The sequence below is a fragment of the Streptomyces sp. NPDC002889 genome (assembly GCF_042888425.1).
In the GTDB taxonomy this organism is placed as follows: Bacteria; Actinomycetota; Actinomycetes; order Streptomycetales; family Streptomycetaceae; genus Streptomyces.
On the sequence record NZ_JBIAPT010000012.1, the window covers coordinates 245,042 to 256,289 of the forward strand.

At 67.5% G+C, this 11,248-nt stretch carries 13 protein-coding genes; 3 read left to right on the forward strand and 10 right to left on the reverse strand.

Annotated features, from left to right (window positions below; translation table 11 throughout):
* Window positions 1-76 precede the first annotated feature (76 nt).
* From ACFYWI_RS20415 to ACFYWI_RS20445, 7 genes are all read right to left on the reverse strand, one after another.
* Window positions 77-385 carry a hypothetical protein gene (locus ACFYWI_RS20415; protein ID WP_389234060.1) on the reverse strand — a complete coding sequence of 103 codons (309 nt, stop codon included), beginning with the start codon at window positions 383-385 and terminating at the stop codon, window positions 77-79.
* A gap of 25 nt (window positions 386-410) precedes the next feature.
* Window positions 411-605: a hypothetical protein gene (locus tag ACFYWI_RS20420; RefSeq protein ID WP_389234063.1), complete on the reverse strand. Its 195-nt coding sequence runs from the start codon at window positions 603-605 to the stop codon at window positions 411-413.
* Between the two features lie 6 nt (window positions 606-611).
* Window positions 612-797 carry a hypothetical protein gene (locus ACFYWI_RS20425; protein WP_389234066.1) on the reverse strand — a complete coding sequence of 62 codons (186 nt, stop codon included), beginning with the start codon at window positions 795-797 and terminating at the stop codon, window positions 612-614.
* Window positions 798-819: 22 nt separating this feature from the next.
* Window positions 820-1,500 (reverse strand): DUF2637 domain-containing protein, encoded by a 681-nt coding sequence (locus ACFYWI_RS20430; protein WP_389234069.1) that lies wholly within the window; start codon window positions 1,498-1,500, stop codon window positions 820-822.
* 80 nt (window positions 1,501-1,580) lie between these two features.
* Window positions 1,581-1,763 carry a hypothetical protein gene (locus tag ACFYWI_RS20435; protein WP_389234072.1) on the reverse strand — a complete coding sequence of 61 codons (183 nt, stop codon included), beginning with the start codon at window positions 1,761-1,763 and terminating at the stop codon, window positions 1,581-1,583.
* Window positions 1,764-1,840: 77 nt separating this feature from the next.
* Window positions 1,841-3,193 (reverse strand): FtsK/SpoIIIE domain-containing protein, encoded by a 1,353-nt coding sequence (locus ACFYWI_RS20440; RefSeq protein ID WP_389234075.1) that lies wholly within the window; start codon window positions 3,191-3,193, stop codon window positions 1,841-1,843.
* Window positions 3,194-3,198: 5 nt separating this feature from the next.
* Window positions 3,199-3,543: a hypothetical protein gene (locus ACFYWI_RS20445; protein WP_389234078.1), complete on the reverse strand. Its 345-nt coding sequence runs from the start codon at window positions 3,541-3,543 to the stop codon at window positions 3,199-3,201.
* Between the two features lie 177 nt (window positions 3,544-3,720).
* Here ACFYWI_RS20445 and ACFYWI_RS20450 point away from each other — a divergent pair, with 177 nt between their 5' ends.
* Entirely contained in the window at window positions 3,721-4,086 is a 366-nt protein-coding gene (locus ACFYWI_RS20450; RefSeq protein WP_389234080.1) for a winged helix-turn-helix domain-containing protein, read from the forward strand.
* Between the two features lie 145 nt (window positions 4,087-4,231).
* Window positions 4,232-5,464, forward strand: coding sequence for an XRE family transcriptional regulator (locus tag ACFYWI_RS20455; RefSeq protein WP_389234083.1), 1,233 nt, complete (start codon window positions 4,232-4,234; stop codon window positions 5,462-5,464).
* Window positions 5,465-5,540: 76 nt separating this feature from the next.
* On the opposite strand, the gene ACFYWI_RS20460 is transcribed toward ACFYWI_RS20455, so the two are convergent.
* Genes ACFYWI_RS20460 through ACFYWI_RS20470 form a run of 3 tightly spaced genes read right to left on the reverse strand, consistent with a single transcriptional unit; the run spans window position 5,541 to window position 7,593 of the window.
* Complete coding sequence (locus tag ACFYWI_RS20460; protein ID WP_389234152.1) at window positions 5,541-6,035, reverse strand: YbjN domain-containing protein; 495 nt, start codon at window positions 6,033-6,035, stop codon at window positions 5,541-5,543.
* Window positions 6,036-6,061: 26 nt separating this feature from the next.
* Window positions 6,062-7,180 (reverse strand): caspase domain-containing protein, encoded by a 1,119-nt coding sequence (locus ACFYWI_RS20465; protein WP_389234086.1) that lies wholly within the window; start codon window positions 7,178-7,180, stop codon window positions 6,062-6,064.
* A gap of 14 nt (window positions 7,181-7,194) precedes the next feature.
* A complete protein-coding gene (locus ACFYWI_RS20470) occupies window positions 7,195-7,593 on the reverse strand; it encodes a hypothetical protein (protein ID WP_389234089.1) in 399 nt (132 codons plus the stop codon).
* Between the two features lie 1,207 nt (window positions 7,594-8,800).
* Between ACFYWI_RS20470 and fxsT the strand changes: the two genes are divergently transcribed.
* The coding region (gene fxsT, locus ACFYWI_RS20475) for an FxSxx-COOH system tetratricopeptide repeat protein (RefSeq protein ID WP_389234092.1) at window positions 8,801-11,248 on the forward strand (2,448 nt) is incomplete at its 3' end.

Sequence of the window (11,248 nt, forward strand, 5' to 3'; positions counted from 1 at the left end):
TCGGTTGTGAGATCGGGTGGGGGCACGGCTCCCGGAGCGGCGGATGCTTGGCCGTTGAGGCCGCTCCGGGGGCCGGTCACTTGCGCGGGGCTTTGGGCGCCCTCAGGGCGAGGGTGATCAGACCGCCACCACCGATCAGGGCAGGAATCGCGGCCTTGACCGCGACGGCAGCGGCGGTAGCGACCTGCACGAGGGACAGCACGACGACCGTGGTGACGTAGACCAGGCCGCAGATGCCGACCGTGGCGACCAAAACCAAGACCACCGGTCCGACCCATGAGCGGGGCGTGGTGTGGACGATGACGACCGATCGCGGGTCGGTGCCCGGTGGAATCAGGTCGGCCGGGATATGACCGTGGCGCAGTTGGTCCTCGGGGCGGATCACGGCGGGTCTCCCTTCCGGGTCTGGGCTATTTGGTGGTGCCGTTGACGGAGTCGACTCCGTCCTTGGTGCCGGACTCGATGGTCGGCGCGAGGAAGGTGTCGGCGAGGAGGAAGCCGCCGAGGAGGAGCACGACGATCAGCCAGGTCGGCGGGCGCAGGCGCTTGATCCCGAAGTAGCCGAATATGGCGATGACGGCGATCAGCGGCAGTTCGACGTTCACAGCCGGTCAGTCCTTTCCGGTGGTCGGGTCGGGGAAGCAAGCGCGGATGCTGTGGGCGGTGGCCGGGTCGGTGGTGCGCCGTGCGGCTTCCTCGGCGAGCAGGTGGGCCAGATAGGGGCGATCGGCGGCGGCCATTTCCCGGGCGCCGTCGAGGTAGTCGGTGGCCGTCAGGTCCGCGGGGTCACGGATCACAGGGGTTCTTCTTCCTTCCGGGTCAGGCGAGTTGGGCGGCGATCGCGTCGGCCATCGGGGCGGGGACGCCGAGGCGGACGCGCAGCGTTGCGGGGTCGATCGGGGTGCCGGTGGTGTTGTGGTGCGCGTCGGCGACCTTGCGGGCATGCGCCAGCAGGGCGGGCGGTACGGGGATGGCGGGCGGCAGAGCCGGAACGGGGTCAGGCTCGGGAGCCGGAGCCGGAGCCGGAGCCGGAGCGGGTGCGGGTGCCTCGCGAGCAATGGCGATGTCCGGAGCCGAGTCGGTGACCCGGACCTCTTGGGAAGCCTCGGGTCGCGGGCGCTCGGGGGTGTGGACGAGGAGGGTTCCGCCGAGGAACGCGAGGGCGGGCCAGCCGGCCACCAGGATGCGCAGCCAGTCGGGGACGTTGTTCAGGTCGAGCAGTCCCGCAGTGGCCACGTTGGCACCGAGGGAGGCGGCGAGCGCGACGGCGAACCAGGTCCACGCGGCGCGGGTCGGGCCTCCGTCGGTACGCAGGATGCGCAGGCGTCGCCAGGCCGCGACCAGCAGCAGGTCGACGCTGATGGGATAGGCCCAGGCTTTCCAGCCGTCCTGTCCGGCAGCGGCGGCCAAGTCGTGCAGGTGGGCGAAGGACAGCGCCCCGGCGATCACGGCTTGCACCAGCACGGCATCCAGCCGGAGTGAACGAGTCGAGCGGGTCACGGGTCTTCACCTCCATCAAGGGGTTGGGGGCCAGGGCCGGGCGGGGCTCACAGGTCCTGCCGCCCGGTCCCGGCGGGGATCTACTCGGGGGCGTGACCGGTGCCGAAGCAGGTCAGACACAGGGCTTCCTGCCGGTCGGTGCTCTCGCGCTTGCTGCGGGTGCCGACCTTGAAGGCCTCGGAGACCTGGCCGGTCTGGCAGTCCGGACACGCCTTGGGCTTGGGCTTGGCCGTTCGGCCGGTGGTGCGCTTGCCTGAGGTCACGGCGGCTTCTCCTTTCGGGCATGGGAGGGGTAGGGACGTGGCGCGAGCGGTCGCGCCGGCCGTGAGGGTGGAGCGAGTCAGACGGACTCGGGAGCCAGCTCCCACGCGTCGGCAGGCGCCGTGTCGTGGGGGCGGAAGGCCGTCAAGGCCGGGATGTCCGGGGTCAGGTGCGCGAACTCGCGGCACACGGCGGCGACTTCACCCAGCGTCGTCTTGGGGGTGCGGATGCGGGACCAGCCGCCGGAGGAGTCGCCCGCGATGGCGGTACCGGCCCGTTCGGGCGCAATGCTGGTCGCGGCGATGACGGCGAGTTCGTTGACGTCGCCTAGGCCCATGTCGGCGGTCTGCTTGTCGTTGCAGCGGTGCACCACGCGGCCGGTGAGCTGGGCACGCAGGGCGGTTGCGCCCTTGCCGAGTTCGGAGCCGAAGCGCTGCCCGCACACCTCGAGATAGATGCCGACCGCGCGGGCCAGCTGTGCGAGGCGGACCAGTTGGGTCACCATGCGGTCCCGGCGGACGCCGTCGGCCTTGGACGTGATCAGGAACAGTTCGGCGATCTCATCGATCAGGACCACGATCGGGACCGGGCGCAGGTTCTTCGGCAGGCCCCAGATGTCGGAGGTGATGTCCTCCAGCGGCGTGCCCGGCGCGATGCCCTGGTGCAGGCACAGCAGGTCGAAACGCTCCTCCATCTCCGCAACCAGGGCATCCAACAGCCCGTCGGCCTGATCCGGAGTGGTGGCCAGCGCCGACAGCCGCGGGGCGAAAGGTCCCTGCTCCACACCCCGCTTGCAGTCGATCCCGACCACGGCCACATCCAGCGGAGCGAGCCCCTTGATCAGGCAGCGCTGATACATCGACTTCCCCGACTTGTTCGCACCCAGCGTCAGGGCATGCGGGATGTCCTGGTAGTCCCGGACGAAGGGCCGGCCGTCCTCCCGCAGGGCCACGGTGACCGACAGCGGACCGACGGCGAGGCGGCGCGGCATGCGTACCCGGGCCAGCACGTCGAGGCCGGTCAGCCGCAGGTCCACTACGCCGGGTTTGATCTCGGCGACGTGGACGGAGTAGATGCCCCAGGCGTGCCGCAGCCGTTCGGCCGACTTGACCACGTCGTCCGGGGCCAGACCCGCGGCCAGCCGCAGGCGAAGGCGGAGCCCGGTGGTGGTGGGGCGTATCCCGCGGATCTTCGGGATTCCGGGGCGCGTCTCCTTGTCGCCGGCGGACAGCTTGCGGGCGAAGACCTTCCACCACGGCGGGGCGACGGTCAGCTCACAGGCTTCCATCGTCGGGCGGTAGGAGGACAGGACCCGGTACAGAGCGGCGGGGAGACCGACCAACGTCCAGTACACGGCGGGGGCCTTGACGCGGGCCACCAGGAGCAGGGCGGTGACGATGACCGCCAGTGCTAAGAGCGTCCCACCGGACATGGCGGTCAGCCCTTGCCGTTGGCGGCGGCCGGGACCTGCTGCGCCATCACAGCGGTGGCGCGGTAGCTGATGCCGTGCCCGAAGTCGTTCTCCCACGGGCGGGCCACCAGACCGGGCAGAGCCACCGGCGCGCCCGGGAACAGGTCCGGCTGGATGCCGTCTTCGGCGACCACGATCGTCAGCGCGTCCGGGCGACCGTCCACGATCACCGCGACGTTCACGTTGAACAGCGTCTTACCGGACTGCTTGTCGATCGCGACCTCACCGGTCTCCCGGTTCTTGATCTTCGGCTCAGGGGCCTGGATGAGCATCACCGTCATCGCGGCGGTGTCCACAGGGATCTGACGCATGATGGAACTCCCTTTCAGGGGATTGGGAGGGCGGCGAACTACTTGGCGGTTGGGCGCCGCCCTCTCGACTAGTAGCGCGTGCAACATCATGAACTAGAGTGCACTAGTGCAGACTAGATCACAAGAGCTAGTGCGTCATACGGTGCACTAGTTCGGTTCAGTGGATACGCTCGATGCATGACCATCGCTGCCCACGACCCGAGGCCCAAGAAGGTGCAAATCGCCGACGTCTTGCGCTCGGAGATCACCGGAGGCCCGCTCCCGTCGGGGCATCGCCTTGCTTCGCTTCGCGAGCTAGCAGACAGGTTCGAGGTCACTACGGTGACGATCGGCAACGCGCTCCAGATCCTGATGGACGAAGGGCTGGTCACCTCAGTACCTACGCGGGGGTACTTCGTGCAGACGCCAGCGATCGAATCAGAAGCTGCGACCGGGCCTGTTGAGCGCGATGAGATCAACGCAATCCACTCCGAGATTCGAAAACTAGCCGCCCGGGTGGCCGAGTTGGAGAAGCAAGCCGGTCGGGCGGCGCCTGACTTGTGATCCACCGTGCGCGCTCCGTGTTCGTGCAACTAGTGACAGGCGTGGTGTCACTGGGGGACAGCCTTGGTGCCATCTCCCTGTCACCCCCCGTGTCACCGGCTTCTGGGATGCCAGACTCGAAGCAGGCACCCCGATGGGAGGGCACATGAGCGACGATCGTCCGGCATGGGCGCGACGCATCGCGGCGGAGCGAGAAGCCCGGCAGTGGTCCCAGAGCGAAGCTGTGGCCGCCTTGCGCGCGCACTCCTCAAAGCGCCTGCCTGAAGGCGCCAGCATGATTCGGCAGTGGAAGCGGTGGGAGGCCGGCGAAGTCACGCCGAGCGAGTTCTACCAGCCGATCATTGCGGCGACCTTCGGCACCGTGACGCACGCGATCTTCCCAGTCGCCAGCTCACGGGACGGAAACGCCGAGATCATCGCGGCCAGCGGTATGGAAACGCTGGACATCATCAGCCGGTTGCAGGCTTCCGACGTCGACGGCGCCACCCTGGATGCGCTGAGGATCACCACCGATCGGCTGTGCTCCGAATACCCTCACCTGCCGAGCGATCAGCTCGCAGTGGAAGGGCGGCAGTGGCTCAAGCGGGTGGCTGGTCTCCAGTCTCAGCGGCTCACACTTGCTCAGCACCGTGAGGTACTCACGCTGTCCGGTTGGCTCGCTCTGTTGATCGGCTGTGTCGAGTACGACATGGGAGAGCGAGCCGCAGCCGAGAGCACGCGGCGAGCGGCGTTGTCCCTGGCCCGTGAAGCAGACAATTCCGAGATCGCTGGCTGGGCGCATGAGATGCGGGCCTGGTTTGCACTCACCACGGGCGACTACCGAGGCATCCTCGCTGCTTCCCAAGCAGGCACCGACGCAGCACCGAACCAGGGCGTTGCCGTTCAGCTCGCTGCACAGGAAGCCAAGGGCTGGGCCCGACTCGGCGACCGTCGTCAGACCGAGGTAGCGCTCGATCGCGGCCGGAAGCTCCTCGAAGGAATGCCCTACCCCGAGAACCTTGACCACCACTTCGTAGTGGACCCGGCGAAGTTCGACTTCTACGCGATGGATTGCTACCGACTGCTCGGAGAGGACCGCTTCGCGGAGAACCTTGCCCACGAGGTCATCCGCGCCGGGACGGACTTCGACGGCGCCGAGCGGGCACCCATGAGGATGGCAGAAGCCCGGATCACTCTCGGAGTGGTGGCAGCCCGGCAGGGCGATCTAGAGCAGGCCGTCAACTACGGCGAATGGGCACTTAAAGGGGGCCGGCAATCCCTCCCTTCGCTCCTCATGGTCAGCCGAGAACTGGCCTCCATCGTCAACCGCGACTTCGCCAACGAAGCAGCAGGACGCGACTACTTGGACCACCTGAACAACCTCACCCGTGTCCGCTAAGACCGTGTCCTACAGATGAGGTTGCGGAAGCGTTTGTACAGGACGGCGGCTGCCAGCTCTGAGGCGAAGAGGTCATTTACTCGAGCCCAAGCTGCTCCACGAGCCAGCCGTCGAATTCGATCGCCGCGCGGACCCAGCTGACCGTCGACGACACGAAGTGCTCCAGGCTGACGCCGGTGCTGATCAGCATCTGGGCCTCACCGATGAGGCGCAGGCTGGCCGGGGTGCCCTCCTCCTCGTGGGTGTGGGTGTAGACCTTGGGCCACAGGGTGCGACGGTTCCAGTCGTCGATCGCCTCGAGGATCTTGGCGCGCTCCTCGACCGGGTGCGGACGGTCGTAGAAGGTACGCACCGAGAAGATCTGCTGCTCGTCCTCGCCGCGGAACATGAAGTAGGTGCGGAAGTCCTCCCACGGCGCCGCGAGGTCACCCTCGTCGTCGACGACGTACTTCAGCTCCATCTGGTCGAGGAGCTGCTTGATCAGGTCCTGATCAGGAACGACGGGCCCCGCCGCTTCTTGGGCCTGAGGCTGGGGCTGGACTCCGAAGTTTGGAAGGCTGGACGGGTCGATATTCGCCGCGTATTTCTTTTGGTTCGCTAGGTCCGGCTCGGGTGCGTGCGGCTCAGGAGGTGCGGAGGGCGGTCGCGCGCAGGGCTTCCTGCGGCGGTGCTGTCCTGGGAGCGAGCGATGCTGGACGCTGTTGGCTGCACCTCAAGGGTGGGCTCCGCTACCGGTGTACATGCCGGCTCCGGCGCGGCCCCGAAGGGGCTTCCGGGTGCCTGGGGATGGATTGCCTGGAGCCGTGCCGCAGCTGCCGCCGACACCATCCTGCTGTCGTCGTCTGCGAGACGCTGGATCTCGCCGACAACGCGCTGGCGAACGAGCTCGTTACCGACCCGGTGCAGGTGGGTGAGTCCGTCCAGTGCGCCGAGACGGTCATGGGCCATCGGGCTGATAAGCGCATTGCGCAGGTGCGTTGGAAGCGTCCAGTTGATGTTCCTGGCGATAACAATGCGGCCCTCTACGTTGTCCTGCTTCTTGGGCCGCTGCTGAGGCATCTCGTCGACGACCCGGTCGTGGACGTAGCCGTACAGCTCGTCGAGGGTGATGTTGCCATCGCCATCGAGATCTGCGCCGCCGTCGCGAAGGCCCTCCACCAAGAAGCGGGTGAACACGGACTGCACCGCCTGACCGTGGACCTGGTTTCCTTCAAAGGAGTACTGGGTTGCATCCGATGCGGTCAGCACAGTGCGACCGCGGCCCTGGAACCGCTCCAGCGCATGCACCGCCGTGTCGGCCTTGGAAAGCCGGCTGGCTGGGAACGCCCCGCTGTAGCAGCAGTCGAGTACCAGCACCTTCTGCCGCGAGACACAGCTCTCCATCACCTGATCGACCTGCTCGGCAGCCAGCGCGGTGAACAGAAGACTCTCGCGACGGGTGTTGGTCATCGCCAGGTACAGCCGTCCCTCGTCGTCTTTAAGGCCGTGGCCGGTGAAGTACAACAGGGTCAGGTCCTCGCGGCGGCGATCGCGATAGAAGTCGCCTATGGCTTCCCCCACGCGATGATGCGGCTCGTTGACCAGCGTGGTCACCTCGAACCCGGCGATGGCCGGGTCTCTCAACACCGCCGCGAACGCCTCGGCGTCGTGCGCCGGAGCGGTCAGCTGCCGCAGCCCGCTGTCCTGGTAGTCATATGTCGCGATTAGCAGCGCCATTCGGCGTCCCATGGCTAACTGTCCGTGTGGCGCCGGATGTAGGCATCGATTAGGTCTCGCCGCTCAGCGACGGATGCCCGCTCCAGTTCGATGGTGTCTCCGTCGATGGTCAGCGAGACACGGTGCCGAGCAGAGGACCTGCCGAGCCAGTCGCGCACTGTCTCAACGAGTGCGGTGAATACGCCACCAGACGCGCTCAGGGCTACGACGATGGCCCCGAGCGTGACCGCATCGGTGCCCTTCGCCCCGTCAGGAACCGGGGCGTGGGACGCGGGACAGACCGATTCGACATCCAACTCGATTATCTCAGACCGCAGCTGGCGCGCTAGTCGTTCTGCCACCTCTTGGTCCAGCTCGGGGTCGGGCAGGATGGCCAGCAGTACATTCAGCAGATCACCCTCCCAGCGATGCATGTGACCACTTCTTAGCGGAGCGTCGTGGTGCATGAGTTCCCCCGGCGGAGCGTCGTCGCGAAGCACTGCTCCCCAAGTGTGGCGGCATTCGCTCACCTCGGCAGGCGATTGGAACGATTGCCGCGTAGGCAAGGGTCAGCCTCGCGGTAGCCCTGTGCTGCTACAAGCGGCTCCTCCACTCCGCAGACGCCTGATGTGGACACAAGGTCAGCCTGCGCAAGCGGATCAGACAGCCTCGCCAGACCGAGGCGACATACTGCGATTTCCACCCGCTGACCGTCTGCCGTGCGACACCCAGCTGAGCGGCGACCCCGTCGCCCAGCCAGCACCGCAGGCGCGGCCGAAACCTCTGCTCGTCGACCGACAAGCAAAGCCGATCACGGCCACCGTCAACTATCAGCTGGGATCGCAATGTCAGCATCTACCGGGACCGGACAGCGCCCGCTGGTGCTGCGCGGACAGACTTTCACTACGTTCATCAAGGCTCGCTACGCTCGCTGCCCGTAGTCGGTCAGGGAGCAGGATCATTGCCAATCAGCCGCCACTCGCAGCACACCCCCGAGGGCCCGGCCCTGTCCCACGCCCGCCGTGCGCCCGAGTGGCCCCCGGAAGACTTCAAAGACACCAGCGCACCAGATCCGGGGGAAGAGGTGGACGCTCGGGAGAACACCACATTGGACGCATCGAGCGTCTGCATTCCCGGCCTCCTGAACTGCGGTAGCAGTCTGACGCGAGGTCAGAGGTGCCGCGCCAAGGCGCGGCGGCGCCAACCGGACGCCGCCGCGCTTGCCCCTCAATGTCTACGCCACCGGGCCCGCACGTCGTCGCCCGCCCGCGCCCACAAGGGGGCGAAAAGAACCAGGCCCGGGGGTGGGGACGGACGGCTCCACGGCTTTACCCACACTCCCCGATCCGGGACCCGCGTCGAGCAAGACCAGGGGGCCACTCGGACACATTGCGGGCAGGGGACAAGCCTGCCCGAGTAGCCGGCAAGCGTACGGCCCCCTGATCATGCACGACCCCAAACCGGGCAGGACACCGGCCAAAGCCGCACAGCCGACCTCGCGAGGCAGGTGCCAGGCGGTCCGCTACAGCGTGCGAAGGAATGCATCGACTTTCAGCGTGTCCGGGGGCAGGGCGCGCTATACAAGGGGCGTTGTTGCGGTACGGCGTCCACGTGATCGCCGCCGGGGGACGGGAGACGGGGATGCCCGAGGGTTCCGATTCGATCTTCATCAGTCATGCGGGGCCGGACCGTCAGTGGGCGGAGTGGGTCGCGTGGCGCCTCGAGGAAGCAGGCCACTCGGTCGAGCTGGACGTGTGGCACTGGCGCGCCGGCGACAACTTCGTGAGAAAGATGAGCGAGGCTCTGGCGAAGGCCACAGCGGTCATGGCCCTGTTCTCGCCTGCCTACTTTGCCGCAGGGCGGTTCACCGAGGAGGAGTGGACGGCAGCCCTGGCCCGTAGAGACCGCTTCATCCCGGTGGTCATCCAGCCGCTTGAAGCCGGCGAGCTGCCGCCGATCCTGGCATCGCTACTCCGGAAAGAGCTGCACGGCCTGGACGAAACCACTGCCACCGCTGCCCTCGTGGAGGCGGTGCGCGGCCCCGTTCCCCCGACCAGTCCACCGGCCTTCCCCGGCACCACGCAGACTGCGCCCACCGTGCCGGTCGTGCGACGCGGACCGCAGCCACGTTTCCCGTCGAGCACCGGTCTCCCCGATGTGTGGAACGTACCGCGGCGCAATCCGTACTTCACCGGCCGCGAGACGGTCATCGACGATCTGCGGAGCAGACTGCTCGCGAAGCGGCACATCGCTGTCCAGGCGCTGCATGGGTCGGGCGGCATCGGCAAGACGCAGATCGCGGTGGAGTATGCGCATCGCTTCGCCGGCCAGTACGACGTCGTCTGGTGGGTCGACGCCGAAAAAGTGGACCAGCTCCCCCAGACGTACGCTGACCTGGCCGCGCGGCTGGACGTGGCTCGGCCTGAGGCCGGTACCGAAGCCAATGCACGTAACGCGATGCAGCGCCTGCGCACGTTGGACCGCTGGCTGATCATCCTGGACAACGCCGAGGACCGGGACAAGTTGGAGGAATGGCTGCCCGAGGGGACCGGCCACGTTCTGATCACGTCCCGCAACTCCGCATGGCAGTTGACCGTCCCCGGACTGCCCTTGGACGTATTCAGCCGCCAGGACTCGTTGGCCTACCTGAACGGTCGTCTGCCCGCCCTCGAACCCGAGCAGGCCAATTCGCTGGCCGATGCGCTGGGAGACCTCCCCCTCGCCCTTGCCCAAGCCGTAGGCGTTTTGACCGCAGGGATGCCGCTGGCACGCTACCGACAGCTCCTGGACACCAAAACCGCCAAAGTCCTTGCGCACGGTGACCCCCCCGGGTACCCCGCCTCACTGAAGGCCACTGTCACCATCGCCACCGAACGGCTCAACGTCAGCCACCGCGACGCAATCGCACTGCTATGCCTCTTATCCTTCCTCGGCCCCGACCCCATCCCCACTCCCTGGCTGGCCGACGCGCGCAGCCGGTTGACCACCATCCCCGGCGACCACAACGACCTCATGTGGCCTCAGTCCGCCATCGAGCCACTCGCCCGCTTCGGCCTGACCCGTGTTGAGCACGAAACCGTCCAGATCCACCGTCTCACCCAGGCCATCGTGCGCGACCAAGCTCGCAAGGGTGACACCGCAGAGATCCACGACGACCTGGCAGTGCTGCTGTCCGCTGCCGACCCAGGGAATCCCCAACTGCCCCAGACGTGGCCGCGATGGGCCACGCTCACGTCACACCTCACAGCCGCCCGGCACACGATCGGCGCCCACCCCGACCTACGGCCGACACTGCTCAATGCCGCTCGGTACCTCATCCAAAGTGGCCAGCCACGTGCAGCTCACGATCTCACCCACGCCCTGTACCAATCGTGGGCCACCGGCCTGGGCGAGGACCACCCCGACACCCTCCACTCCGCCGAAGCCCTTGTCGACGCCCTGTACGACCTCGGCCGCTACTCCGAAGCGCGCCGCAGGGTCGAGGACACGTTGGAGCGGCGTCGGCGGGTGCTGGGTGACGACCACCCCGACACCCTCCAATCCGCCCACGACCTAGCCAACACCCTGCACAACTTCGGCCTCCGTGCCGAAGCCCGCCGCATGCACGAGGACACGTTGGAGCGGCGTCGGCGGCTGCTGGGTGAGGACCACCCCGAAACCCTCCGATCCGCCCACGATCTCGCCAACGCCCTGGACGACCTCGGCCTCCGTGCCGAAGCCCGCCGCCTAGACGAGGACACGTTGGAGCGGCGTCGGCGGGTGCTGGGTGAGGACCACCCCGACACCCTCCAATCCGCCCACAGTCTCGCGGTCACCCTGCACGACCTCGGCCTCCATGCCGAAGCCCGCCGCATGCACGAGGACACGTTGGAGCGGCGTCGGCGGCTGCTGGGTGAGGACCACCCCGAAACCCTCCACTCCGCCCACAATCTCGCGGTCACCCTGCACGACCTCGGCCTCCATGCCGAAGCCCGCCGCCTAGACGAGGACACATTGGAGCGGCGTCGGCGGGTGCTGGGTGAGGACCACCCCGACACCCTCCAATCCGCCCACAGTCTCGCGGTCACCCTGCACGACCTCGGCCTCCAA

Bases quoted from the DNA above. Each gene is read 5' to 3' on its own strand.
- ACFYWI_RS20450 (WP_389234080.1), top strand. From the start codon at position 3,721: ATGACCATCGCTGCCCACGACCCGAGGCCCAAGAAGGTGCAAATCGCC.
- ACFYWI_RS20455 (WP_389234083.1), top strand. From the start codon at position 4,232: ATGAGCGACGATCGTCCGGCATGGGCGCGACGCATCGCGGCGGAGCGA.
- ACFYWI_RS20440 (WP_389234075.1), bottom strand. From the start codon at position 3,193: ATGTCCGGTGGGACGCTCTTAGCACTGGCGGTCATCGTCACCGCCCTG.
- ACFYWI_RS20445 (WP_389234078.1), bottom strand. From the start codon at position 3,543: ATGCGTCAGATCCCTGTGGACACCGCCGCGATGACGGTGATGCTCATC.
- ACFYWI_RS20465 (WP_389234086.1), bottom strand. From the start codon at position 7,180: ATGGCGCTGCTAATCGCGACATATGACTACCAGGACAGCGGGCTGCGG.
- ACFYWI_RS20470 (WP_389234089.1), bottom strand. From the start codon at position 7,593: ATGCATCGCTGGGAGGGTGATCTGCTGAATGTACTGCTGGCCATCCTG.